The following is a 25,129-nucleotide window of genomic DNA, read 5'->3' as shown; positions in this document are numbered from 1 at the left end:
AGGGCGCTCGCCGGACAGGTCCGGCGGCGTCCCGTTTACCGGAACGCGTCCAGACCGGTGAGCGCCTTGCCCAGCACCAGCTGGTGCATCTCCACGGTGCCCTCGTAGGTGAGCACCGACTCCAGATTCGTCGCATGACGCATCACCGGGTACTCCAGAGAGATCCCGTTGGCGCCGAGAATCGTGCGCGAGGTGCGGCAGATCCCGATCGCCTCCCGCACATTGTTGAGCTTTCCGAAACTGACCTGTTCCGGGCGGAGCCTGCCCGCGTCCATCCGGCGGCCCAGATGGTGGGCGAGCAGGATGCCCTTGTGCAGTTCGACGGCCATGTCCGCGAGCTTGGCCTGAGTGAGCTGGAAGCCACCGATCGGCCTGCCGAACTGTTCCCGCGTCCTCGCGTAGTCGAGGGCCGCCTCGAAGCTGGCGCGCGCCGCGCCCATCGCCCCCCAGACGATTCCGTAGCGGGCGTGGCTGAGGCAGCTGAGCGGGCCGCGCAGACCCGCGGCACCCGGGAGCACCGCGTCGGCGGGCAGCCGTACGCCGTCCAGGACCAGCTCGCTGGTGACCGAGGCGCGCAGCGACCACTTGTGCCTGATCTCCGGCGTGGTGAAGCCGGGGCTGCCGGCCGGCACGACGAAGCCGCGGATGCCGCTGCCACCGTCGTCGTCGCCCGTCTGCGCCCAGACGATCGCGACCCCGGCCACGGAACCGTTGGTGATCCACATCTTGCGGCCGGTGAGGATCCAGTCGTCCCCGTCGCGCTTGGCGTACGTACGCATCCCGGCGGGGTCCGAGCCGTGGTCCGGTTCGGTCAGGCCGAAACAGCCGATGATCTCGCCCGCCGCCATGCCGGGCAGCCAGCGCCGCTTCTGCTCCTCGGATCCGAAGCGGTGGATCGCGTACATGGCGAGGGAGCCCTGGACGGAGACCAGGGAGCGGATCCCCGAGTCCGCCGCCTCCAGCTCCAGACAGGCCAGCCCGTACTGGACGGCGGTGGCGCCCGCGCAGCCGTATCCCGTCAGGGACATGCCCAGCGCACCGAGCGAGCCCAGCTCGCGGGCCAGCTCGCGGATGGCGGGCAGCTCGCCGTTCTCGTACCACTCGGCGATGTGCGGCAGGACCCGGTCGGCGGCCCAGGCGCGGACGGCGTCCCGGATCGCGAGGTCCTCGGGGTCCAGGAGATCGTCGATGCCGAGGGGATCACCCGCGTCGAACGGCGGAAGCTTCGACGGCTTCTCCCGCTGCGGCGGGTTCGCGGACTCGGTGGTGGACATCAGGATGCCTCCGGCGGCTCGCACGGTGCCCGGAGGGCCCTCGGGACGCCCGCGGGCCCTCCGGAAAATAGTGCCGCGTCAGGCAACCTTCGCCTCGTCGCGACGCCCGGCACGCACTCTCGCCGCACCGGTCGAAAGTCCAAGTACGTCCAGTACGAGGACTTCCGTCCGGCACGCCGAGAGCACGCACCAAACGCCGCTCCTTGACGGCAAAGGTTGTCTGACGCGGCACTAGCAGTGATAGTCAGGGCGTCGTGCGCTGACGTTACGGCTCAGTGTGCCGCGCGTCCAGAGCCGGTGGCCTCGGCCGGTTCGCGCCGCGCGGGCAGCGCGATCCGCCGTCCCGGACGGTCCTGGGCACCCGCCGCGGCGGGCGCGGGAACACGGGGCTCCTCCGCCGGGCAGGCCTCCCGCGCGGTGCAGTCCATCACCCTGGGCAGCCGCAGCGCGGCCAGCGCCCCGAGGAGCAGCAGCCCCGCGCTGACGAACAGCGTGATGTGCAGCCCGTCGATGAAGGCATGCCGGGCGGTGGACCGCAGCAGGTCGCCCAGCGGGCCGCCCAGCTGCGCCGACACATGGTAGGCCTCCCCCAGGGAGTTCGCGGCCGCCGCGCCCGCCTTCGCGGGTACGCCCGTGTCGCGCAGCGTGGCCAGGCCGGGGGCGTACGCGGCGTTCATGACGCTGCCGAGCAGGGCGATCCCCATGCCCGCGCCCAGCTGGTAGGACGTCTCACCGATCGCCGCCGCGCCCCCCGCCCGGTCGGCGGGCGCCTCGCTGAGCATCGATTCGTACGCCCCGAAGAGCGTGGACTGGAGCCCGAAGCCGAGCAGGACGAAGCCGGCCGTCAGCAGGACGGGCCGGTCGTGCTGCCCCATCAGGGTCAGCAGCAGGACGGCGGCCGCGGTGAGGACGAAGCCCCAGCCCACCATCCGGCGGGGGCCGACGCGGCGCAGGGTGTACGAGCCGGTGACGCCCGCGGCCATCGCCGCGAAGGTCAGCGGCAGCAGCCGCAGTCCGGTCTCCAGGGGGCTGAGGCCGAGTACCAGCTGGAGGTACTGGACGGCTATCAGCTCCAGGCCGACCAGGGCCAGCATGGCGAGCACGATGCAGCCGACGGCCGTGCTGAAGGCGGGCCGGGCGAACATCCCGACATCGATCAGCGGATGCGTGCGCCGCTTCTGGCGGCGCACGAACACGATCAGGAGCGCGGCGCCGGCCATGAGCGGGACGAGGGTGGCCGGGCCGATGAGGCCCTCGCCGCCGCCGACCCGCTTCACCCCGAGGACGACGCCGAGCACACCGGCCGCCGCCATCAGCGCGCCGACCACGTCCCACGGACCGTCGTCACCGCCGCGCGACTCGGGGAGCAGCCAGCGGCCGATCGGCAGGATCAGCGCCATCAGCGGGATGTTGATCAGGAAGACCGAGCCCCACCAGAAGTGCTCGACGAGGAAACCGCCGATGACCGGTCCGGTGGCGGCCCCCACCGCGGCCACCGCGGTCCAGACCCCGATGGCCGTGGCGCGCTCCCGGCGGTCGGGGAAGACCTGGCGGAGTATCGACAGCGTCGCGGGCATGATCATCGCGCCGCCGACACCGAGCAGGGCGCGCGCCGCTATCAGCACGGCGGGGGTGTCGGCCATCGCGGCCATCGCCGAGGCCACGCCGAAGAGCGCGTACCCGAAGAGCAGGACCCGCCGTCTGCCGATCCGGTCACCGAGAGTGCCGAAGAGGATCAGCAACGAGGCACAGACCAGCGGATAGGCGTCCACGATCCACAGCAGGCCGACGGCGCTGGGCCGCAGGTCCTCGGTGACCGCGGGCACCGCGACATGGAGCACGGTCGCGTCCAGCGCGACCAGCAGCAGACTGAGACAGAGAACGACGAGGACGACCCAGCGGTTGGCGCCGTCGGCAGCTGCGCGCAGCCGGACCCCGGCCGTGGTCGTCGCGGACATCTACGTACCTCCCAGAGAGTCCCTCGCGCTCGGCAGACCCACCGGGGACCCGGTGCACGGTGTCCCGCAGGCCCGGCATCGACGGGCGAGTGAGCCGTCAGCGTACGCGAGTTCGCCGTGGTCACACGTGGTCCACCTCATACGCCGGTGCGCCACCGAGTGTGGCGTACGCCACCCCCGCGCCCCGCGGCGCCCCCTCCGCGAGCCCGCCCCGGGACCCTTCCGGGGCGGTGCGGGACGGCCGCCGGCCGCGGGCCCGGCGGATGAACCGCGCCTCCCGTGACCGGCCGGACGCATTCCCGAAAACCCCGAAGCGGAATTGCCGGGCCGTTCAAACACCCTTACGAAGCGGACGCGCGGGCAATTGATCACAAGATCACGGATATTCTCCGCCGTGCCGCGAATACCCGCCGCCCCGAGGCACGGTCCACATCACATCGTCATCACAAAGCGGCCGGATCGGCCTGGTCACACACTCACTCGCTGTAACGTCGATTGGGTGCGTACCGACATCTTTGCCCGGCTGGACCGGGAGCCGGAACCGCCGAAGATAGAGGCACCGCGGATGAGCCGTCACCGCATCGCCCTCTTCGGCGGGACGTTGGCGTTCTATGTCGCCATCGTCGTCGCGGTGCTGGTCTCGTCCGGGCTGGTGGCCCTCGACTGGAAGGTCATGCTGTTCCGGCCCTATCAGCAGTGGCCCGAACTCCACGCCTTCCTCGACTACTACGTCGTGCTGGGCCAGCGCGGCCCCACGGCCGTGATGATCGCCAGCTGGCTGGGCTGGCGCTCCTGGCGGCAGCACACGATCCGGCCGCTGCTCACGCTCGGCTGTTCACTGCTGCTGCTCAATGTGACGGTGGGTGCGGTCAAGCTGGGCCTCGGTCGGCTCGGACCGCACTACGCGACCCAGATCGGCTCCGCGGAGATGTTCGCGGGCGGCGATATATTTCCTTCCGGACACACCGCCAACGCCGTGGTGACCTGGGGAATCCTCGCGTACCTGGCCACCACGCCGCGGGCCAGGCGCTATCTGTCCGCCCTGTCGGCGACGGTCTCCCTGGGCGTGGGCCTCACCACCGTCTACATCGGCACGCACTGGCTCAGCGATGTCCTGCTGGGCTGGGCGGCGGGACTGCTGATCCTGCTGGCCCTGCCGTGGTTCGAGCCGCTGATCACCCGCGCCGAGCTCTGGATCTTCTCGGTGCGCGAGCAGTGGCGGCAGCGCCGTCGCTCCGGCGCGCCGGCTCCGGCGCCCGCGCCCGTCGCGGCCGGCGCCCCGCGGACGGTGCCGCTGCCCCAGCCGACAGGCTGCGAGAGCGTCGCCGCGGAGGACGGGAGCGCCGCGACGGTCCCGGCAGCCGGAGCGGTAACCGCCGCCGGACAGGGCGCCGCGCACCCCGGCGTGGGGGCACGGGCGCGGGCGCACGCCTCGCACCCGGCGCACCCGGCCCGTTCGGAGCGCACCCCGGTCACCCCGGCGGGCACCCGTCGCCCGCCGCACGCGGACCGCACACCGCGCGGCAACACGAGCCCGGCCCGCCCGATGACGGGCGGCTGAGCCGCCCCCGGACCGCGGGGACGGTACGCACCAGCCTCTCCCCGCATGAGCGAGGGCCCCGGCACACCTTGGATTCCAGGGGCCCTCGCTCGCGCCTGCGGTGTCCCGGCCGGCCCCCCGGCTCCCGGGCGCGTCCGCTCCGGGGCGTGCGCCGGGGCTCAGCCCACCCAGCAACGCGTCACGGTCGAGTCCTCGACCTGGAAGTTGATGCGTCCGCCGCGGAACTCCATGGTGAGGAACGTGCCCGGCGGCACGGCCCTGACCGTGGTCCAGCCACGGGATCTGGCCCGCCGCTCGGCGGCCTCGGCACCGAGGCCGACATACGACTCGGGGACATCGTCCGGCTGTACGGGAGGGGTCGGTATGGATGCCATGCCTCTCACCGTAGGCGGCCTCGGACCGTGACGGAAGGCGGGGCCCCGACGGTCCGTGTCCCATCCCCGCATGCCGTGCCGGTCACGCTTGTGTCACAGGATCCCCACACTCGTTTACTTCGAACTATTCACCCGAACAGGCAGCCTGAACGGGTGATCGTTCCTTTCCGTACGCCGGGAAAAGGGCCCGTGAACCGGGAGCGCGGAAATGCCTTCCTGGACCATGGGCATGACCCGTCTTTCCGCTCGGCGCCCGGAACCAATTCACCCGAATGCCCATAACCCCGGGAATTCATACGCCCTTATGCAGGTCTTATATTCCCCACACGCTTCCCACACTCCGCTCCACCCGCGTGCACTATCGGAATCTCGCCATCCGAGAAGCGGCGGCAGCGGACCGCGACACGGCCGGCCGGCGACATGCCCGGCCCGCGCGGCGGCTCCGCCCAGGCGGACCCGGGGCGGCTCCGCTCAGGCGGATCCCTTCTTCCGGATCGTGTCCGCGGCCTTGTAGCGCAGGGCGTACGCCCCGTCCAGCACGGTGCCCCTGGAGCGGTGCACCGCGGTACGCAGGGCACTCTGCGTGCGCCCCCGGCTCCCGTGCCCGGCCAGCTCGGTGAACAGGTTCTCGTGGCGTTCGGCGATCCGGGCCGGACCGAAGCGCTCCGACGCGGCCAGCGCCGCGGCGCCCATCCGGTGCCGCAGCCCGTCGTCCTCGATCAGTTCCAGCAGCGCGGCGGAGACCGCCGCCCGGTCGCCCACCGGCACCAGGCGCCCATCGGCCCCGTCCTCGATGATCTCGGCCGGACCGTGCGGGCAGTCGGTGGCCACGACCGGCAGACCGCAGCGCATCGCTTCGACGATCGTCATGCCGAACGACTCCCGGTCCGAGGTGACGGCGGCGATGGACGCCTTGGGCCACTCGGTCTCCATCGGGTGGACGGAGCCCATCAGGACGACCCGGTCGCCCAGACCGAGCTCGCCGATGAGGGTGCGCAGCGTCCGCTGCTCATTGCCGGTGGCGTCGCCGGCACCGTAGATCCGCAGCCCCCAGTCGGGGCGCACCGCGCTCACCTCGGCGAAGGCCCCCAACAACAGGTCGTACCGCTTGACCTTGTGCAGCCGGCCCGCGGCGACGACCCACTTCAGGTCGCCCCCCGCGGGCGGGCCCGCCGGAGCGGGCACGCTGTTGGGGATCGCCTCGATCCGTACGCCGTCCAGCCGGAGGCTGCTGCGGTAGTCCTCGGCGTCGGCCCGGGTGACGGTGGTGACCGCGTCGAGCAGCTCGTAGCGGTGGGCGATCTCGCGGCGCAGCCGGTAGCTGTGGCTGTCCAGCGTGAGGTGCTCCTGGGCCACGCGCACCGGACCCCGGCGGGCCTGTCTGCTGATGTGCACATTGAGGCCGGGCCGGGTGCCGACGACCACGTCCGCCGCCAGGGAGCGCAGATGGGCCGCGATCCTGGTGTCGGTGAGTCTGCTGTACTGCTTGTGCCTGGTGTCGCCGCGGGGGAACACCGCCGCGGGCCTGGCGCATTCGGCCGCGTCGCCGTCGTAGGCCGCGCTCTTCTTCCGCAGGTCGACGAGATGGCGCACCGTCACCCCCGGCGGTGCGCCCAGCGCGGGTGCGTCGCGGTGCCGGAAGACCGACACGATCTCGATGTCGTGCTGCTCGGCGAGCGCCCCCGCGAGATTGAAGGTCGTACGGATCGTTCCCCCGATGCCGTACGCGTTGTGAAGCAGGAATGAAATGTGCATGTCGTCGTCGTATCCCCCTGATCGACTCGGTCCGATGGGGACTGTACTGGCCGCCCACCGCTCGCACAGAATCCGAACAGCGCCCTCGGGCGGGTCGCGCGGGCCGGTGGCGGACCATCCCAAGTCCCTTACGGGACCCGCGCGTTCACGGAATGACCGGGTCCGGATAGTCGCCCGCCCGGACTCCGGCGGACCGCTCCGGCCGGTCGGCGTGCCGGTGCGGCGACCGGTCTCCCGTATCCGCACGCCCAGGCGCGTGACCCCGGCCGCAGATCCCGCGTTGTCTCTTTCATGAGCCGGGAACCGCCCGGCTCACGCACCGAGTCCGAGGAGCCACCCGTGCCGCGCATGCTCGACGTCAGCGAGGACGTACGCGCCGAGATCGGCGACGCCGAAGCCGACCGGCTGCTCGTCGGCGACAACGCCCCAGGCAGTTACGACTGCACCTCCTGCCGTACTCCCGGTGACTCCGACCAGGAACGCACCAGCACGGTGCTGTTCATCGGCGACGAGACCGCCGTGCTCGCGTTCGCCCACGCGACCTGCATTCCTTCGCAGGTCGTCCAGGTCGCGGAGGACCAGCTCCAGGGAGCGGTGCGCAGCATCACCGGCAGCGAACCACAGAACCCGGAGGGTCTCATGCCCGAACAGGCCGTCCTCGGCATCACCAGCGGCCTCGTCCTGATCGAGGACGATCTCCGTCCCGCCCTGGTCGTGGAACCGACCGGCCCGGTCGCCCGGCCGGGCACCGACGGCAGCGGGGGCGACGCCTTCCTCCAGCTGCTGCTGGAGCAGGGCTTCCGCTCGGCCCCCGACATGAACCGGCTGCCGGCCGTCCTGCCCGGCTGGTCGGTCCTGCTCGCCATGGGCCAGCTGCACGCCGTGCTGCAGCCGGGCACCGGCGGCGCCCCGGTCGCCTGGTGGCAGGCCCATCAGCCGCTCCAGGTCACCGAGGGGTGGCGGGCCGCGGTCAACAAGTCGCAGACCGTCCTCGTCTTCGCCGCGCCGGCGGGTTCGATCGGCCAGCAGCCGCGCGAGGACCTGCTCCGCGACGCCCTGGAGAAGGCCGCGGTCAATGGCCTCCTGGTAGCCGCGGCCATGCCGCTGGCCGGGACCTGATCATGCCCGTCCCTCCGGGGCGACCCCGCCGAACAGCGATTTCTCCGCCGGGACCGCATCCGACGGGCGGTGAGGTCGTTGGCACCTACGTGCACTCATACGACTCCTCCCGCCAGCACCAGCGTCAGATCCCTGCCATGCGTCCCGCGCAGGATCCATCGGAGGGCAAGTCCCCCACCCCGATCTACGACGCGCTGTACTCCGAGTACCGGCGCTCGTTCCGGGCGCTGCCCGGTGATCGGAGCGGTGAGGAGAATCTCGGCTTCGCCGCCTTCGGCTCCGGGCTCTTCGGCAGCCGTTCCCCCCTGGGCGGCCATTCCGCCACAAGCGGGCACAGCGGTCAGAGCGGCCACAGCGGCAGCGGTCAGGGCGGGCACGGCAGCACCCCCGGCGGCGGTCTCGGCTCCTGGCAGCGGGTCGGACGGCACGCCGGACGGGCGCAGCCCGCGGCGCTGCCACCGGGGCCGAGGGCCCGGGAGTACTGACCGGCGTACCGCGCAGGACGGACGAAGCCCCGGACCGCTCGCTCGGGCGAGCGGTCCGGGGCTTGTCGTCGCACGGGGCGGCAGGCTGCCGCCGTGGCCGGCTACTTGTTGCGGCCGCGCTTCTCGCGGACCCGGACCGAGATGTGGATCGGGGTGCCCTCGAAGCCGAACTCCTCCCGCAGCCGGCGCTCGACGAAGCGGCGGTAGCCGTGCTCCAGGAAGCCCGAGGCGAACAGGACGAAGCGCGGCGGCTTGGTGCCCGCCTGCGTACCGAACAGGATCCGGGGCTGCTTGCCGCCGCGGACCGGGTGCGGGTGGGAGGCGACGATCTCACCGAGGAAGGCGTTCAGCCTGCCGGTGGGAACACGGGTCTCCCAGCCCTCGATCGCGGTCTCGATCGCCGGGACGAGCTTCTCCATGTGGCGGCCCGTGACGGCCGAGACATTGACCCTCGGGGCCCAGGCGACCTGCGCCAGCTCCGTCTCGATCTCGCGCTCCAGGTAGTACCGGCGCTCCTCGTCGAGGGTGTCCCACTTGTTGAACGCGACGACCAGGGCGCGCCCGGCCTCCACGGCCATGGTGATGATGCGCTGGTCCTGGACGCTGATGGACTCGCTGGAGTCGATCAGGACGACGGCGACCTCGGCCTTCTCGACGGCGGCGGCCGTACGCAGGGAGGCGTAGTAGTCCGCGCCTTCCTGGAGGTGCACGCGGCGGCGGATACCGGCCGTGTCGATGAACTTCCAGGTGATGCCGCCGAGCTGGATCAGCTCGTCGACCGGGTCGCGAGTGGTGCCCGCCAGTTCGTTGACGACGACACGGTCCTCGCCCGCCACCTTGTTCAGGAGGGAGGACTTGCCGACGTTCGGGCGGCCGATCAGGGCGATCCGGCGGGGACCGCCGAGGGTGCCGTCGCCGAAGCGCTGGGCCGGGGCCTCGGGCAGGGCTTCGAGGACGGCGTCGAGCATGTCGCCGGTGCCGCGGCCGTGCAGGGAGGAGACCGGGTAGGGCTCGCCGAGGCCCAGCGACCACAGGGCGGTGGCGTCCGCCTCGCCGCTCTGGCCGTCGACCTTGTTGGCGCAGAGCACGACGGGCTTGCCGGCCCGGCGGAGCAGCTTGACCACGGCCTCGTCGGTGTCCGTGGCGCCGACGGTCGAGTCGACGACGAAGACGACCGCGTCGGCCGTCTCGATGGCGTACTCGGCCTGGGCGGCGACGGAGGCGTCGAGGCCCAGCACGTCCTGCTCCCAGCCGCCGGTGTCGACGACCTTGAAGCGGCGCCCGGCCCATTCGGCCTCGTAGCTGACACGGTCGCGGGTGACGCCGGGCTTGTCCTGGACCACGGCCTCACGGCGGCCGATGATCCGGTTCACCAGGGTCGACTTGCCGACATTGGGGCGGCCGACGACGGCGAGCACGGGAAGCGGGCCGTGACCGGCCTCACCGAGGGCGCCCTCGACCTCTTCGAGGTCGAAGCCCTCCTGCGCGGCGAGCTCCATGAACTCCGCGAACTCGGCATCGCCAAGTGCTCCGTGCTCGTGGTCCGAGCCGTCGGAGTGAATCTGGTCGTTCATGAAGTCCGTTCCTCTTTGCATCATCATCGATGGACCGCGGTCAGCGCGGTCCACTACTCACGTCTCGCCTGACGCCCGGTGAGGCGTCTGGCACTTTCCAGGTGGGCGGTCAGCTTCCCCTGGATCCGCAGGGTCGCCTCGTCCAGCGCCTTGCGCGTCCGCCGCCCGCCGCCGTCACTCGCGTCGAAGGCGTCGCCGAAGACGACATCGACCCGGCTGCGCAGCGGCGGCAGCCCCCGTATCAACCGTCCGCGGCGCTCCGTGCTTCCCAGGACGGCCACCGGGACGATGGGAGCCCCGCCGCGTACCGCGAAGTACGCGAGTCCGGCACGCAGCGAGGCGAAGTCTCCTTCGCCCCGGGTGCCCTCGGGGAAGATCCCCAGGGCCCCGCCGTTCTCCAGCACGCCCAGGGCGTGGGTGATGGCGGTACGGTCGACGGTCGTACGGTCCACCTTCAGCTGACCGATTCCGCGCAGGAACGGGTCGAGGGGGCCGACGAACGCCTCTTTCTTGATCAGGAAGTGCACCGGCCGCGGCGCGGTGCCCATCAGCATCGGTCCGTCGATGTTGTGGGAGTGGTTCACCGCGAGTATGACGGGTCCGGCGGCGGGCACCCGCCACGCGCCGAGGACCCGGGGCTTGAAGAGCCCGTACATCAGGCCGATCCCGATGCCCCGCCCGACGGCCGCTCCGCGCGGCGTGGGCGCCCCCGTGACATCGGTCACCCCTCGGCCCGCTTCTCCCCGACGAGGGTGACGACGCACTCGATGACCTGCTGAAGGGTCAGCTCGGTGGTGTCCACCTCGACGGCGTCGTCCGCCTTGGCCAGCGGCGAGGTCTTGCGGCCGGAGTCGGCGGCGTCCCGCTTGATCAGCGCCTCCTTGGTGGCGGCGAGATCGGAGCCCTTGACCTCGCCGCTGCGGCGGGCGGCGCGCGCTTCCGGCGAGGCGGTCAGGAAGATCTTGAGGTCGGCGTCCGGGAGCACCGTGGTGCCGATGTCGCGGCCCTCGACCACGATTCCGTGCTCGGCGGCCGCGGCGATGGAGCGCTGGAGCTCGGTGATCCGGGTGCGCACCTCGGGGACCGCGCTGACGGCGCTGACCTTGGAGGTGACCTCCTGGGTGCGGATGGGGCCCGAGGCGTCCTCGCCGTCGACGGTGATCGTCGGGGCGGACGGGTCCGTTCCGGAGACGATGACCGGTTTGTCGGCGGCGGTCGCCACCTCCGCCGCGTTCCCCACGTCGATACCGTTGTTCAGCATCCACCAGGTGATCGCCCGGTACTGGGCGCCGGTGTCCAGGTAGCTCAGGCCGAGCTGGGCGGCGACGGCCCTGGACGTGCTCGACTTGCCGGTGCCGGAGGGCCCGTCGATGGCGACGATCACTGAGGCGCTTACGGTTTCCACGGTGGTGGACACCTTCCTGGTACACGGGTGAGGGCGAACGGGCCGCACGGAGGGCCACACACCAGGTTACCGAGTGCCGGGCGGAGCCTTGTACCCCGTGCGGCCGGGGCCGCTCACGGGCGCAGGGACCAGCCCCGCTCCTGGAGCGACGCCGCGAGCACCGCCGCCGCGTTCGGCTCGACCATCAGCTGGACCAGGCCCGCCTGCTGGCCGGTGGCGTGCTCGATGCGGACGTCCTCGACGTTGACCCCGGCGCGCTCCGCGTCGGCGAAGATCCGGGCCAGCTCGCCCGGCCGGTCGCCGATGAGTACGGCCACGGTCTCGTACGACGCGGGGGCCGCGCCGTGCTTGCCGGGCACCCTGACCCGGCCCGCGTTGCCGCGGCGCAGGACGTCCTCGATGCCGTCGGTGCCCGCGCGGCGTTCGTCCTCGTCGGCGGACTGGAGGCCGCGCAGCGCCCGTACCGTCTCCTCCAGGTCGGCGGCGAGACCGGTCAGCACATCGGCGACCGGGCCGGGGTTGGCGGAGAGGATCTCCACCCACATCCGGGGGTCGGAGGCGGCGATGCGGGTGACGTCCCTGATGCCCTGGCCGCACAGGCGTACGGCGCTCTCGTCGGCCTCCTCCAGCCGGGCGGCGACCATGGAGGAGATCAGCTGCGGGGTGTGGGAGACGAGGGCGACGGCGCGGTCGTGGGCGTCGGCGTCCATCACGACCGGGACGGCGCGGCAGAGCGCGACCAGCTCCAGGGCGAGGTTGAGCACCTCGGTGTCGGTGTCCCGGGTCGGGGTGAGGACCCAGGGGCGGCCCTCGAAGAGGTCGGCGGTGCCGGCGAGGGGGCCCGAGCGCTCCTTGCCGGACATCGGATGCGTACCGATGTAGGGCGTGAGGTCGATACCGAGGGCTTCCAGCTCGCGGCGCGGGCCGCCCTTGACGCTGGCGACGTCCAGGTAGCCGCGGGCCACTCCCTCGCGCATGGCGGTGGCCAGCACGGAGGCGGTGTGGGCGGGCGGTACGGCGACGATGGCGAGGTCGACGCGGCCCTTCGGCGCCTCGTCCGAACCGGCGCCGAGTGCCGCGGCGGTGCGGGCCGACTCGGGGTCGTGGTCGACGAGGTGGACATGGATGCCGCGGCCGGCGAGGGCGAGGGCGGCGGAGGTGCCGACCAGTCCCGTTCCGATGACGAGGGCGGTTCTCACTGGGCGATGTCCTTGCGCAGGGTGGCGGTGGCGCCGAGGTAGACGTGCTGGATCGCGGCCCGGGAGAGCGGGGTCTCCACATGGGCGAGTATCCGCACGACACGGGGCATGGCCCCGTCGATGTCCAGCTCCTGGGCGCAGATCAGCGGGACGTCGACGATGCCCAGGCCCCTGGCGGCGGCGGCCGGGAAGTCACTGTGCAGGTCCGGGGTGGCGGTGAACCAGATGCTGATCAGGTCGTCGGCGCCCAGGCTGTTGCGCTCCAGGACGGCGGTGAGCAGGGCACCGACCTGCTCGTCCATGTGTCCGGCCTCGTCCCGCTCCAGCTGGACGGCTCCGCGGACCGCTCGTACCGCCACGTCGTACTCCTCGCCTCTTCGTGTCTCAGCGTCTGGGTGTTCCGGCGTCTTCACGCACGGTGTGTTTCAGCCTAGAGGTGCGGCGGGCCCCCGGGACACCGTGCTCTGTCCGTGAGACGGGCGGTGGCGCGGACGGCGGGAGCGTCCGCCGGACGGGTGCCGTCGCGCACGGCACCGCCGGGTCGCTTCGCGTGCGCGGTGCGCGGCGCCACGATGGCCCTCCCGGGCCGGTCCCGCGCCGCGCCCGCTGCCCGCCGAGAAGATCACCGTCTCCGGCGGGATCATCCGGACGGCCTGACTCCCCCGCCCGCGCCGCTCCCGGCACCGCGCCGCTCCCGGCCGGTACGTCCGTGGCGGCCGGGAGCGGCGCACCTGTCAGGCGGCCGGGCGCCCGAGGTCCGCCAGCAGGGCGGCCTCCGCGACCTCCGGATGCCCGCTCGCGCACAGCGCGTCCAGCCGGTCCGTCCACGGCCGCGCCCAGGAGGCGGCCGAGCCCGCCCGGACGACCAGCTGCACGGCGGCGAGTCCGGCCGTGACCGTGCCGTGCCGGCGCAGCGTCTCCACCACCGTCGCGATGGTCTCCACGGACTGGGCGTTCCCCGGCATCCGCCGGTGGCCGAGCAGCGGGTCCAGACAGCCGGGCCGCTCCCCCGCCAGGCCGAGCCAGCGCTCCCAGCGCTCCGGCGAGGCGTCCGAGGACGCCAGGGCCGCCAGCGCCGCCAGCAGCGCCGCCCGGGAGGCGGAGTGTGTCAGTCCGGCCTGCTCCAGCGCGTCGGCGACCGCGTCCAGCGCACCGGCCGGGCGGTCGTCGTACGGGGTGATCTGCCCGTTCAGGACCCACAGCGCGCCGCGCCGCACTTCGGGGGCGGTGCCCCGGGCCTGCGCCACCAGGATGCCGAGGACGGTGACCAGTTCCCGGTGACGCGGGCCGGGAGAGGCCCCTTCGCACAGCAGGTCCACCGCGACGCCCCGGACCTCGCGCGGGCGCTCCGGGTCGGTGGCCACGGTGGAGACCGTCGCGCGCACCACCGGGTCGGCGCGGGCGGGCCCCTTCAGCGCGCGGGCTGCCGGAAGGGCGGTGTCCCGCTCCGCGGTGGCCGCCGTGCGGGCCAGGAACCGGTACAGGGCGCCTGCGGCCGGGGCCCGGTCGGGGCGGGCGGCGAGGACCCGTTCGCGTACCGCCCGGTGGTGCAGCCGGGCGGCGAGCCGCTCCCCGACGCCGGGATCGTCCATCCGCTCCGTCAGCGGGCCGGCCATCGCGGCGTGGACGTCACGGTGCTGGTCGGGTGCGTCCCAGCCCGCGAGCACGGCGGCGAACGCGGCCGGTGAGCCCAGCGCGGACAGCCCCCGGACGGCCGCCTTCCGGCTGCCGACGGACCGGCCGGTGTCCCGCACCATCCGGGCGAACCGGGCCGTGGCCTCCCCGTCGGGCACCGTGCCGAGCAGCAGCGAGGCCCCGGCCATCGCCGCCCGGCCCCGGACCCCGCCGCTTCCGGCGCGGTCGAGCAGGAAGTCCAGCGTCGCCGGGTGTGCGGCGACCCCGCCGCGCTCGGCGGCCCGTGCCCCCAGCGCCGTGCAGGCGGCCGCCGCGACGGGCTGCGGCGCCCCGGCGGCCAGTGCGTGCAGCGCCCCGGTGTCGCCCAGCAGGGCCGCCGCATCGGTCCGTTCCCGCAGGGGTACGCCGTCGTCGGCCGCCACCCGGGCCAGCCGGGCGTCGAGCAGGGCGCGCTGGTGCGGCAGCCACCGTCCGAGCCCGCTGCGCGTCTGCCGGGGTGCCCAGCGCGGTGGCAGTCCCGGTCCGATGACGGTGTCGAGGAGATCGGTGCGGCGCCGGGCCACGATCTGCCAGACCTCCGGCGCGGCCGCGAAGGACACGTCGGCGGCGAGCAGTTCGGCGCACCGCCGCTCGCGGGTGGCCGGGTCGGCGAGCCACAGCGCGGCGGCCCGCCGTCCCTGTTCGCCGCGGGGATCGCCCAGGGCCGCGCGCCCCACCGCCGCGTCGAGCCCGGGGAGCCGTGCGAGGTGCCGCGCGAACAGGCCCGCGTACAGCAGCAGCCGGCCGGGGGCCGGTCCGCCGCCGTGCTCGTGGACCGCGAGCACCCCGTCGCCCGCCATGTCCAGCGGGCGCACCTCCCCGCTGCCGCGCGGATCGGCCAGTACCTCGACGAGCAGCCCGATGACGGCCGCCGCCCGCCCGGGGTCACCGGCGCGCACCGCGGACCGGGCGGTGCGCCGCAGCCACTGTCCGGCGGTCCGAAGCGTCGCGGCCGTCGAGTCGCGGGACTGGACGGTGGTCATCGCGGCGTCGCGCAGGGCGGCGAAGGGGGCCGCGTCCAGCAGCGGGCCGGGGGCCTCGCCCGCCGCGAGAAGGGCGCTGTGGCGCACCTCCTCCTGGTCGTGCCAGGCCCGCTCGCAGGAGAGGAGCACGCGGGCGTACGCCTCCGGATCCTCCTGATCGTTGACGCAGCGCAGCAGGGCGGCCCAGGCCAGGGCCCGCTCCGCCGGGCGGTGGGCGGCGCTCAGCTCCCGCAGGATCGGTTCCGCCTCGGGCAGCGGCAGCAGGGACGCGAACCGGCTGCGCGGGAAGGCGCGGCGTCCGGTCCGCCCGGTCAGCAGGCGGCCGACGAACTCCGTCCGGTCCTCGGGGGCCAGGGCGGAGACGGGGCCGAGGTGACCGGTCCAGTTGCCCTCGGCCATCCGCGCCTCGACCGTGCGGCGGCGTACGTCCGGTGGCAGCAGGGCGAGCAGGGGCTCCGCCGAGGTCCATCGTTCGAACGGGCCGCCGGCCCGGTGCTCCACCCGCAGGACATCCGCGAGCAGGGCGGTGTCGTCCGGCCCGCACGCCTCCAGCGCACGGCGGGCCCGCCGGGACAGCCCGTCGGGGGCGAGCGGGATCCGTTCGGTTCCGGTGCGCCGCAGGGAGGCCGCCACGGCGGCGGGTTCCCTGAGCAGCACCGCCGCGGCCGGCCCGGTGACCAGGTGCGGGGCACGCTCCAGGAGCAGTGCGCCGGCGGCCGGATCACGTGCGGTGAGACGGCCGGTCAGGTAGCGGTTCCGGTCGCGGAGCCGGTCCGCCTCCCAGCGGTCCGGGCCGTCGGCCGGGGTGCTGTCGGCGAGGTGGGCGGCGAGCGCCAGTGGCGCGGTGCGGGCCAGCGCGTGCAGGACCGGCCGCGGCACCCCGGACAGCCGGGGCAGCCATCGGGCGACGGCCGCGGAGGTACAGGCGGGCAGCAGCCTGGCGGTGTCGTCGTCGCCGTGGGCCGCGTGGATCCGCGGCAGCAGCAGGTCGGCGAGCGCGTGGCGGCGGGACAGCCTCAGCACGCGGTACGTGTCGTGGCGTACGGCTCTCAGGGGGCTCAGGGCCACGGATTCCAGGGCCTGTTCGGGTACCGGCAGCCGGATCGCGGCGGCCAGGGCGCGCGGGCGCAGCACCGGGTCGGCGAGGGCGTGGGCGACGGCTTCGAGATCGCGGCGGACCACGGCCAGGAACAGCGCCAGCCGGCGGTCGTCGGGGTCCGCGGTGTCCAGGGCCGCACGGGCGGCGCGATAGCCGGCGTCGTCCAGGGAGCGGGTGTGTACGGCGATGGCCCGCATGCGGGCCGGGTACGGAAGGTGGTCGAACCGGGCGTACAGAACGGCGGCTTCTTCTCTGCGGGACGTGGGTGGGTTCACGGCGCTCACCGGGTGGGGGTGAGCCGGACCTTTCGGATCATCGTCATGGTGGCGATGGTGGCACCGGGGAGCGTCGGCGCGCAATGATTTTCGGGCGCGGAACGGCCGTCGCTCACGTACTGTCGCGCAGATGACCAGCGCCGGAGCCGAGAACCTCGTACGCGACCACACGATCTACTCGTGCGTGATGGGATCGCGCGCGTTCGGACTCGCCACGGACGGGAGCGACACGGACCGGCGCGGGGTCTTCCTCGCCCCCACCCCGTTGTTCTGGCGCTTCGAGAAGCCGCCGACGCATGTCGAGGGGCCGGCCGACGAGCAGTTCTCCTGGGAGCTGGAACGCTTCTGCGAACTGGCGCTGCGGGCCAACCCGAATGTGCTGGAGTGTCTGCACTCCCCGCTGGTGGAGCGGATCGACGACACGGGCCGCGAACTGCTCGCGCTGCGCGGGGCGTTCCTGTCCCGGGTCGCCCACCGGACGTTCGTCCGCTACGCCCGGGGCCAGCGCGGGAAGCTGGACGCGGACGTCAGGCAGTACGGCGCACCGCGCTGGAAGCACGCGATGCATCTGCTGCGGCTGCTGGCGAGCTGCCGGGATCTGCTCCGTACGGGCGAGCTGACGATCGAGGTCGGTGACGCCCGCGAGGAGCTGCTGGCGGTGAAGCGCGGGGAGGTCCCGTGGGCGGAGGTGGAGACCCGGATGAACCGGCTGGCCGACGAGAGCGACGAGGCGGCCGCCCGCTCCCCGCTGCCGGCCGGCCCGGACCGGGCCCGGGTGGAGGATTTCCTCGTCCGGACCCGGCGGGCGTCGGCGCGGAGGGCCGCCTGAGGGACCCCGGCGCGGGCCGTCCGCCCGAGCGGGGTCACTCCCCCAGCCGGGCGCGCACGACCAGTTCGTTCAGCGCGTCGAACTCCGTCACCGCGTCCGCCAGCAGCGACCTGGTCCGCGCCTCGTCCAGGACCCGGTGCAGCCCCTCGACGTCCCGCTCCACCGCCGTCGTGTCCAGCTCCCGCGCCGCCCCGTGCTCGGCCTCGGCCTTCGCCGCGATCAGGTCGGGCAGATACGCCGGGGCGGCCACCTGGCCGAGCAGCGTCGGCAGATGGGCCAGTACCCGGCCGCTGCGCATCAGATGGATGCCGGTGAGCAGCGCGCGGAAGGTGTAGAGCAGCGGTTTCAGCTCACCGGTCTTCCCGAAGAGCCGCCACTGGGTGCCGGCGAACCCCCGGTAGTGGTGCGCGTGGTTGCGGGTCAGCACGCCCGGGGCCAGGGCGCACAGCTCCGCGTGGAGCGGGCTCGTGTGCACGACGAGCGGGGACAGCAGCTGTTCCAGCACATATCCGTTGGGCCGCAGCATGAGGCGGGCGAACTTGCGGAGGTCGTGTGTGACGAGATCCATCTCGACCCCGTCGCGGACCCACATCCGGGTGCGTGTCTCCTCCGGTTCCCGCAGCCCGACCAGGTCGTGCGGGGGCAGGATATGGACCCCCCGAAGGTCCACATCCGAGTCCTTGGAGGGGAATCCGTACAGATGGGCGCCGGAGACCGTGGCGAAGAGCAGCGGTGCCGGCTCGTCGGCGAGGACCGGGCCGAGGTCGGTGACCGGCAGCCCGGCCCGCTGGAGGAGGGTGGTCGCGGTGGTCATGGCTCACGAGTCCCAGAGCGCCGCCAGCGACAACAGGTCGCTGCGGTACTCGACGCGTTCGGACCATTCCTTGGGCCAGGCGCCCGCGCCCAGGTGTGCCCCGGCCAGCGCACCCGTCAGACAGGCCAGCGAGTCGGAGTCGCCCCGGGTGCACGCCGCCCTGCGCAGGGCGGTGACGGGCTCCTCGGGGAAGAGCAGGAAGCAGTGGAGGGCGGTGGCGAGGCCTCCTCCGCCACCCAGCCGTCTCCGGTGGCGAGGCAGGGGTCGGTCTCGGGCGACGGGGAACGCAGGGCGTCCCGGACCCTGCCCAGCGCGGTCAGGCACTCGTCCCAGCCGCGCCGGATGTACGCCGCGGGCGAGGCGTCGCCCGCGTAGCGCCAGAGGTCTCCGAGCCACCGTTGCGGGTAGCGGCCGCTGTTCTCGTACGCGTACGAGCGCAGCTGCCCCACGAGTCCCATCGGTTCCGCGCCCTGTGCCAGCAGGAACACCGCACGCGCCATCAGGTCGGAGGCGGCCAGTGCCGTCGGGTGGCCGTGGGTGAGGGCGGCCTGGAGCTGGGCGGCACCGGCGCGCTGCTCCTCGCTGAGGCCGGGTACGAGTCCGATGGGCGCGACCCGCATATTGGCGCCGCAGCCCTTGGAGCCGGTCTGACTGGCCTCCTGCCAGATCCGGTCACCGTCGAGCAGATGACAGGCCTTCATGCAGGTGCGTCCCGGGGCCCGGTTGTTGTCCGGTGAGTGGTACCAGTCCACGAACTCCTCACGGACCGGGCGGACCAGCCGCAGCGGGGTGAGCGGTCCGCGGTCCATCGCGGTGCGTATGCCGCGCCCCAGCGCGATCGTCATCTGGGTGTCGTCGCTGACGACCGCGGGCCGGGGCAGCGCCATCCGCCGCCACGGCCCGTACGCGGCGAGGATGGAGGGCACGTCGTCGAACTCGGTGGGGAAGCCCAGTGCGTCGCCGAGCGCGAGCCCGGTCAGCGCACCCGTGGCCGCCTGTTTGGTGAGGGTCCTGGTCGCGTTCATCGCGTTGTCCGTCCTTCCGGTCGCAGGAGTGGAGGGTGCAGGGCGGTAGCGGCACCCGCCCGGTACAGAGCGGCCGGTTTCCCCCGTCCGCCGGTGCGGCGCGGCGGCCCTTCGACGGCCTGGACGAAGCCGGGCACGTTGAGGACCTTGCGCCGGAAGTTGGGGCGGTCGAGCTCCACGCCCCACACGGTCTCGTACACCTGCTGGAGCTCGCCGAGGGTGAATTCCGCGGGGCAGAACGCCGTGGCCAGACAGGTGTATTCGAGTTTGGCGCCGATCCGGTCGTAGGCGTCGGTGAGGATCCGCCGATGGTCGAAGGCGAGGCCGCCGGGGCCGTCCGCCTCCCACCAGCGCGCGTGGGCCGCGTCCCCGCCGCCGCGCGGCTCGGGCAGGTCGGGCAGGAGTGCGGCGTAGGCGACGGAGACGACCCGCATCCTCGGGTCGCGGTCCGGTTCGGAGTAGGTGCGCAGCTGTTCGAGGTGGAGGCCGCGGACGGTGTCCTCGCCGAGGCCGGTCTCCTCGGCGAGTTCACGGCGGGCGGCCGTCTCGGCCGACTCACGGGGCAGGACGAAGCCGCCGGGCAGGGCCCAGTGGCCCCGGTACGGCTCCTCGCCGCGCTCGACGAGCAGGACGTGCAGCCGGCCCGCCCGGACCGTGAAGACCGCGAGGTCCACGGTGACCGCGAAGGGGGTGAAGGCGTGCGGGTCGTAGCCCTCCGGGGCGCCGGGGGCGGGCTCGCGGCGGCCCCGCGCCCGCGCCGCGGAATCGTCGTCCGCGATGCTGTTCACCGCCGCTCCGGAAGGGGCGCGGCGAAGTTCCACCCGGCGGCGAGCAGCGCGTCCACAGCGGCGACGGCCGTCTCCAGCCGCGTCTCACGCGGACCGGTGACCTCGATGAACTCCCTTCCGGTACGGGTGAGTTCGGAGCGGAACCGGTCCGTCATCCAGGGCCGCAGCTCCTCGCCGTCGCGGAGCCCGTCGTCCTCGAACGCGACGCCCTCATGGTCGGTGAGCAGCCACAGATGATGCCGGACCCGGTCCGCGATCTCCTCGACGAGCGGGTTGCGGCCACCGACGTACCGCTCGTGCCACACGGTGGTGGCGAAGGAGTCGGTGTCGCAGAACAGCACCGGGGATCCGGTGCGCGCGGCCGCCTCCTCCGCGGCGTTCTGGGCCTTCGCGATGAGCGGGAAGTCGTCCGTGGTGAAGGCGACGTCCTCCCACTGCGCGCCGGGCCACCGGTCGCGCAGCGCGGCCAGCTTCTGTTCGCTGTACTCGCGCCCGTACTCGGCGACGTACCCGGTCCGCGCCCAGATCCCGCCGCGTGCCCGGTAGTGCTCGGCGAGGGCCCGCGCCAGGGTGGTCGTGCCGGTGGACTCGGCGCCGACGACGACGATCCGGCGGGCGAGGGCGGCCTTGACGGGCGGTTCGAGGAAGTCCCAGCAGCCGGCCGGGTCCTGGCGCACGGCCGTTCCGGAGACCGGGAAGAGAGTGCGGCCGGGGTCGACCGCGACGGACGCGGCGCCGAAGCGCCGGGCCAGCTCCGCGCCGTAGGACTCCGAGGTGAAGACGGCGTCGACCGGCTCCGGGACCGCACCGGTGAACACCGCCATGTGCGCGTCCCAGATCGCCGGGTCCGTGAGGTCCATGCGGGTGTTGTCGACGGCGCCCACCACCCGGACGTCCGGGTGCACCTCGCGCATCCAGGCGACCCGGTCGGCGAGCGGGACGGACTCCACGGAGGCGGCGCAGACCAGGACCGTCAGCCGCTCGCAGCGGTCGCGGGCGGTGCGGACGAGGTGGTGGTGACCGGCGTGCGGCGGATAGAACTTGCCGAGGACCAGGCCGTGCGCGAAGCGCTTCATACCGCGGCCACCTCCGCCGGGCGGTTCCGGCCCGCGGCGAGGTCACGGCTCCAGCCGCGCAGCCCCATGACACAGAGCGTGAGGAAGCCGACGTACAGCAGGGAGGTCAGATAGAGCTCCTTGTACGCGTACAGCGGGATGTACACCACGTCGGCGGCGATCCACAGCCACCAGGACTCGACCCGCTTGCGGCACTGTCCGTACGTCGCCATCAGCGACAGCGAGGTCGTCAGCGCGTCCCAGAAGGGCACCGTCGAGTCGGTGGCCCGGGACAGCAGAAGCGTGAGCGCGAGCGTCCCCACCGCCCCCGCCGTGAGCAGCCAGGCCCATTCGGTGCGGGTCGTGGTGCGCACCGGCAGGACGGACGTCCCTGGTCCACCCCCGTGGGTCCAGGTCCACCAGCCGTACACGGCGAGGGTGATGAAGACGAGCTGGAGGCCCGCGTCGGCGTACAGGCCGGACTGGGCGAACAGCAGGATGAAGAAGAGGTTGTTGGCCATGCCGATGGGCCAGTTGGCGATGTGCTGGCGGGCCACGAGCCAGACGCACAGCGCCCCGCTGCCGAAGCCGAGCACCTCGGTCCAGCTGACCGGGGTGTCCAGGACCGTCACCAGGGGTTGCTGCAGGGGATCGAGGAAATCCGCGAGACTCACGCCCGCCTCCTTAATAGTCACTCTGACTATAAAGGCGGAACGGCGACAGCGAAAGGCCCGCGGCCGGTTCCTGTCCGGGATCTGACAGGAACCGGCCGCGGGCCTTTGGGACGGACGGGGCGGCTACAGACCGACCTCGCGCATCAGCATGCCGACCTCGGTGTTGGTGAGACGGCGCAGCCAGCCGGACTTCTGGTCGCCCAGCGGGATCGGCCCGAAGGACGTCCGCACCAGCCGCTCGACCGGGAAACCGGCCTCGGCCAGCATGCGGCGCACGATGTGCTTGCGGCCCTCGTGGAGGGTCACCTCGACCAGGTAGTTCTTCCCGGTGTTCTCCACGACCCGGAAGTGGTCGGCGCGGGCGTACCCGTCCTCCAGCTGGATGCCGTCCTTGAGCCGCTTACCCAGATCGCGCGGCAGCGGGCCCTGGATGGCGGCCAGGTAGGTCTTCTTCACGCCGTACTTGGGGTGGGTGAGACGGTGGGCCAGCTCACCGTGGTTGGTGAGCATGATGATGCCCTCGGTCTCGGTGTCCAGCCGGCCGACGTGGAAGAGCCGCGTCTCCCGGTTGGTGACGTAGTCGCCGAGGCACTGCCGGCCGTCGGGGTCCTCCATGGAGGAGACGACACCGGCGGGCTTGTTCAGCGCGAAGAAGAGGTACGACTGGGTGGCGACCGTCAGGCCGTCGACCTTGATCTCGTCCTTGTGCACATCGACGCGCATGCCCTGCTCGACGACGATCTCGCCGTTGACCTCGACCCGGGCCTGGTCGATCAGCTCCTCGCAGGCACGCCGCGAGCCCATGCCCGCCCTGGCGAGCACCTTCTGCAGGCGCTCGCCCTCCTCCTCGGCACCCGGGTGGGTCTTGGGCAGCTTGATGTCGGGCTTGTTCGCGTACCTGTCCCGGTTGCGCTGCTCGATCTTGGCTTCGAGCTCGCGCGGACGGGCCGGGGCGCCGTACGGGGCACGCCGGCCGCGGCCCGCGCTCTGCGAGGGCTTCGGGCCGCCCTTGGCACCGCCGCGCGCCGCCGCGCCGCGGCCCTTGCGCAGACCGCCGTCGCCGCCGGGCTTGTCGGCGCCCACGTCGTAGCGGCGCTCCTCGGGACGGGGACGGCGGGGCCGCTGCTCCTGCTTGTCCTCGCGCCCGCCCTGACCACCGCCGGGACCGCCGCCCTGGCCCTTCGGCCGGAAGGAGCCGCCGGAGGATCCGCTGCCGCCCCGGGGGTTCCGGCCACCGCCGCCGCTGCCACTGCTGCCACCGCTGCGGCCGCCGCTGCCACCACTCCTGCCGCCGGTGCCGCCGCCGCTCCTGCCGCCGCCGTTGCCGCCGCCGCTTCCGCTGTTCCTGCCACTGCTTCGCATCAAAAATCCGTCTTGTCGTGTGCGTGAGTATCCGGGGTGTCCGGTGCGTCCGGATCGAACGACGGCACACCCTCTAGCGTCTCAGCCTCGATCGCGTCCGCCTCCGGGAGGAAGGGCGCGAGCTCCGGGAGCTCGTCCAGGCCTCGCAGGCCCATACGCTCCAGAAAGTAGTTCGTCGTCCTGTACAGGATCGCACCTGTTTCGGGTTCCGCGCCCGCCTCCTCGACCAGACCCCTCTGCAGGAGGGTCCGCATCACGCCGTCGCAGTTCACTCCGCGCACCGCCGAGACCCGCGAACGGCTCACCGGCTGGCGGTACGCGACCACCGCGAGCGTCTCCAGAGCCGCCTGGGTGAGACGGGCGTGCTGGCCGTCCAGGACGAAGCCCTCGACGGCGTCCGCGTACTCGGGACGGGTGTAGAAGCGCCAGCCGCCCGCCACGAGCCGCAGGTCGAAGCCCCGGCGCTGCACGGTGTACTCGTCGGCCAGCTCCCGCAGCGCGTCCGCCACGGCCCTGCGCGGCCGCTGGAGGACCTTGGCCAGGTGCGCCTCGGTGGCGGGCTCGTCGACGACCATCAGGACCGCCTCCAGGGCGGGCTTCAGATCGAGGGCCGCGACCGTACCGGGTACCGGCCCCCCGTCGCCCTCCCGGCCGCCGCCGTCCCGGTGCTGCGTGCTCATGTCTCCGCGTCCTCCTCGGCCGCCGCGTGGATCTCCTGGTCGAACTCGTCCGTGACCGCGGGCTCCGCCCCCTCCCCGCCGCACCAGCGCACGAGCAGCTCGCCGAGCGCCTCCCGCTGGTCGAGGGTGACGGCCTTCTCCCGGTACAGCTCCAGGAGCGCCAGGAACCGGGCGACGACCGTGAGGGTGTCCGGCGCGTCCTCGGCGAGCGCCCGGAAGCTCACCTCGCCCGCCCCGCGCAGCCGCGCCACCACGATCCCGGCCTGTTCGCGCACGCTGACCAGCGGTGCGTGGATGTGGTCGACGTACACCTGGGGTCTGGGCCTGGGCTGCATCGCCTTCACCGCGAGCCGGGCGAAGCCCTCGGCGCCGATGCCGATGACGACCTCGGGCAGCAGCTCGGCGTGCTGGGGTTCGAGGCCGACGGTACGGGGGTGGCGGCGGGCCTCGGACTCCAGCCGGGTGTGGAAGATCTCGGCGATCCGCTTGTACGCGCGGTACTGGAGCAGCCGCGCGAAGAGCAGGTCCCGGGCCTCCAGGAGTGCCAGGTCCGCCTCGTCCTCCACCTCGGCGGCCGGCAGCAGCCGGGCGGCCTTCAGGTCCAGCAGGGTGGCGGCGACGACGAGGAACTCGGTGGTCTGGTCGAGGTCCCAGTCCGCTCCCATGGCGCGGATGTACGCCATGAACTCGTCGGTGACCCTGGACAGGGCCACCTCGGTCACATCGAGCTTGTGCCGGGAGATCAGCTGGAGGAGAAGGTCGAAGGGCCCCTCGAAGTTCGCGAGCCGCACCGTGAAGCGCTTGTCGTCACCGCCGGAACCTTCCTCCGCCGCGGGCTCGGGCGCTGCCGCGGGCTCGGGCGCTGCCACGGGCTCGGCCTCTGCCGCGGGCTCGTGCTCGGGCTGCTCGGCCAGGGGCTCGTGCTCTTCCAGGGGCTCGGCCCCGGTCCCGGGCTCTTCCACGGGCTCCGGCTGGGCCACGGGTACGGGCTGCCCGGCCACGGTCTCCGGCTCGGGCACGGTGCCCGCTGCCGGCTCCGGCACGGCGCCGGGCTCGGACCGCGGGTGCCCGGCCGCGACAGCACCGGGCCCGGGGCCGAGCTTGCGGCGGCGCGGGCTCGCGGGGTCGTCGGTGGTGGGCATCGCGGTCCAGGTGGTGCGGCGGGAA

21 protein-coding genes and 1 pseudogene are annotated in these 25,129 nt (G+C 73.2%); 4 read left to right on the top strand and 18 right to left on the bottom strand.

What is annotated here, in order from left to right; all coding sequences use genetic code 11:
• Positions 1-35: 35 nt before the first annotated feature.
• A complete protein-coding gene (locus ACIGJO_RS34670) occupies positions 36-1,274 on the bottom strand; it encodes an acyl-CoA dehydrogenase family protein (RefSeq protein WP_399965198.1) in 1,239 nt (412 codons plus the stop codon).
• 272 nt (positions 1,275-1,546) lie between these two features.
• Positions 1,547-3,232, bottom strand: a complete 1,686-nt coding sequence (locus tag ACIGJO_RS34665; protein ID WP_399965195.1) for an MFS transporter — start codon at positions 3,230-3,232, stop codon at positions 1,547-1,549.
• Positions 3,233-3,731: 499 nt separating this feature from the next.
• On the opposite strand from ACIGJO_RS34665, the gene ACIGJO_RS34660 reads away from it, so the two are divergent.
• Positions 3,732-4,793: a phosphatase PAP2 family protein gene (locus ACIGJO_RS34660; RefSeq protein ID WP_399965193.1), complete on the top strand. Its 1,062-nt coding sequence runs from the start codon at positions 3,732-3,734 to the stop codon at positions 4,791-4,793.
• Positions 4,794-4,951: 158 nt separating this feature from the next.
• On the opposite strand, the gene ACIGJO_RS34655 is transcribed toward ACIGJO_RS34660, so the two are convergent.
• Both ACIGJO_RS34655 and ACIGJO_RS34650 read right to left on the bottom strand, forming a co-directional pair.
• Complete coding sequence (locus ACIGJO_RS34655; protein WP_399965191.1) at positions 4,952-5,167, bottom strand: I78 family peptidase inhibitor; 216 nt, start codon at positions 5,165-5,167, stop codon at positions 4,952-4,954.
• A gap of 471 nt (positions 5,168-5,638) precedes the next feature.
• Positions 5,639-6,922, bottom strand: coding sequence for a glycosyltransferase family 4 protein (locus ACIGJO_RS34650; protein WP_399965189.1), 1,284 nt, complete (start codon positions 6,920-6,922; stop codon positions 5,639-5,641).
• Positions 6,923-7,261: 339 nt separating this feature from the next.
• On the opposite strand from ACIGJO_RS34650, the gene ACIGJO_RS34645 reads away from it, so the two are divergent.
• Positions 7,262-8,041, top strand: a complete 780-nt coding sequence (locus tag ACIGJO_RS34645; RefSeq protein ID WP_399965187.1) for a hypothetical protein — start codon at positions 7,262-7,264, stop codon at positions 8,039-8,041.
• Positions 8,042-8,178: 137 nt separating this feature from the next.
• Positions 8,179-8,526, top strand: coding sequence for a hypothetical protein (locus ACIGJO_RS34640; protein ID WP_399965185.1), 348 nt, complete (start codon positions 8,179-8,181; stop codon positions 8,524-8,526).
• 101 nt (positions 8,527-8,627) lie between these two features.
• Here ACIGJO_RS34640 and der read toward each other — a convergent pair whose 3' ends face one another.
• The 6 genes from der to ACIGJO_RS34610 all read right to left on the bottom strand — a co-directional run bounded on the left by der (position 8,628) and on the right by ACIGJO_RS34610 (position 16,735).
• Entirely contained in the window at positions 8,628-10,100 is a 1,473-nt protein-coding gene (der, locus tag ACIGJO_RS34635) for a ribosome biogenesis GTPase Der (RefSeq protein WP_399965183.1), read from the bottom strand.
• Positions 10,101-10,153: 53 nt separating this feature from the next.
• Entirely contained in the window at positions 10,154-10,825 is a 672-nt protein-coding gene (locus tag ACIGJO_RS34630) for a lysophospholipid acyltransferase family protein (protein WP_399965181.1), read from the bottom strand.
• A complete protein-coding gene (gene cmk / locus ACIGJO_RS34625) occupies positions 10,822-11,517 on the bottom strand; it encodes a (d)CMP kinase (RefSeq protein ID WP_399965178.1) in 696 nt (231 codons plus the stop codon). Before cmk ends, ACIGJO_RS34630 begins: the two co-directional genes overlap by 4 nt.
• 101 nt (positions 11,518-11,618) lie before the next feature.
• On the bottom strand, positions 11,619-12,704 hold the full coding sequence (locus tag ACIGJO_RS34620) for a prephenate dehydrogenase (RefSeq protein WP_399965176.1): 1,086 nt from the start codon (positions 12,702-12,704) through the stop codon (positions 11,619-11,621).
• Positions 12,701-13,063 (bottom strand): chorismate mutase, encoded by a 363-nt coding sequence (gene aroH, locus ACIGJO_RS34615; protein ID WP_399965174.1) that lies wholly within the window; start codon positions 13,061-13,063, stop codon positions 12,701-12,703. The genes ACIGJO_RS34620 and aroH overlap by 4 nt, the downstream gene beginning before the upstream one ends.
• A 375-nt stretch (positions 13,064-13,438) precedes the next feature.
• Positions 13,439-16,735 carry a hypothetical protein gene (locus tag ACIGJO_RS34610; protein ID WP_399965171.1) on the bottom strand — a complete coding sequence of 1,099 codons (3,297 nt, stop codon included), beginning with the start codon at positions 16,733-16,735 and terminating at the stop codon, positions 13,439-13,441.
• Between the two features lie 130 nt (positions 16,736-16,865).
• Here ACIGJO_RS34610 and ACIGJO_RS34605 point away from each other — a divergent pair, with 130 nt between their 5' ends.
• Entirely contained in the window at positions 16,866-17,564 is a 699-nt protein-coding gene (locus ACIGJO_RS34605) for a DNA polymerase beta superfamily protein (protein WP_399965169.1), read from the top strand.
• Between the two features lie 34 nt (positions 17,565-17,598).
• Here ACIGJO_RS34605 and ACIGJO_RS34600 read toward each other — a convergent pair whose 3' ends face one another.
• From ACIGJO_RS34600 to ACIGJO_RS34565, 8 genes and pseudogenes are all read right to left on the bottom strand, one after another.
• Positions 17,599-18,378, bottom strand: coding sequence for a DNA polymerase beta superfamily protein (locus ACIGJO_RS34600; RefSeq protein ID WP_399965166.1), 780 nt, complete (start codon positions 18,376-18,378; stop codon positions 17,599-17,601).
• A gap of 3 nt (positions 18,379-18,381) precedes the next feature.
• Positions 18,382-19,403 (bottom strand): annotated as a pseudogene (locus ACIGJO_RS34595) (ADP-ribosylglycohydrolase family protein).
• Positions 19,400-20,182 carry an NUDIX hydrolase gene (locus ACIGJO_RS34590; RefSeq protein WP_399965229.1) on the bottom strand — a complete coding sequence of 261 codons (783 nt, stop codon included), beginning with the start codon at positions 20,180-20,182 and terminating at the stop codon, positions 19,400-19,402. The pseudogene ACIGJO_RS34595 and the gene ACIGJO_RS34590 overlap by 4 nt, the downstream one beginning before the upstream one ends.
• A gap of 5 nt (positions 20,183-20,187) precedes the next feature.
• Complete coding sequence (locus tag ACIGJO_RS34585) at positions 20,188-21,267, bottom strand: AAA family ATPase (protein ID WP_399965164.1); 1,080 nt, start codon at positions 21,265-21,267, stop codon at positions 20,188-20,190.
• Positions 21,264-21,920: a nicotinamide riboside transporter PnuC gene (pnuC, locus tag ACIGJO_RS34580; RefSeq protein WP_399965162.1), complete on the bottom strand. Its 657-nt coding sequence runs from the start codon at positions 21,918-21,920 to the stop codon at positions 21,264-21,266. The genes ACIGJO_RS34585 and pnuC overlap by 4 nt, the downstream gene beginning before the upstream one ends.
• Positions 21,921-22,043: 123 nt before the next feature.
• Positions 22,044-23,282 carry a pseudouridine synthase gene (locus tag ACIGJO_RS34575; RefSeq protein ID WP_399965160.1) on the bottom strand — a complete coding sequence of 413 codons (1,239 nt, stop codon included), beginning with the start codon at positions 23,280-23,282 and terminating at the stop codon, positions 22,044-22,046.
• Complete coding sequence (gene scpB / locus ACIGJO_RS34570) at positions 23,282-23,962, bottom strand: SMC-Scp complex subunit ScpB (RefSeq protein WP_399965158.1); 681 nt, start codon at positions 23,960-23,962, stop codon at positions 23,282-23,284. Before scpB ends, ACIGJO_RS34575 begins: the two co-directional genes overlap by 1 nt.
• Positions 23,959-25,104, bottom strand: coding sequence for a segregation/condensation protein A (locus ACIGJO_RS34565; protein WP_399965156.1), 1,146 nt, complete (start codon positions 25,102-25,104; stop codon positions 23,959-23,961). The genes scpB and ACIGJO_RS34565 overlap by 4 nt, the downstream gene beginning before the upstream one ends.
• Positions 25,105-25,129 lie beyond the last annotated feature (25 nt).

The organism is Streptomyces sp. NPDC079020 (assembly GCF_044542225.1).
In the GTDB taxonomy this organism is placed as follows: domain Bacteria; phylum Actinomycetota; class Actinomycetes; order Streptomycetales; family Streptomycetaceae; genus Streptomyces.
The sequence above is the reverse complement of the archived record's forward strand: the minus strand, read 5'-3'. Positions and strand labels throughout refer to the sequence as shown.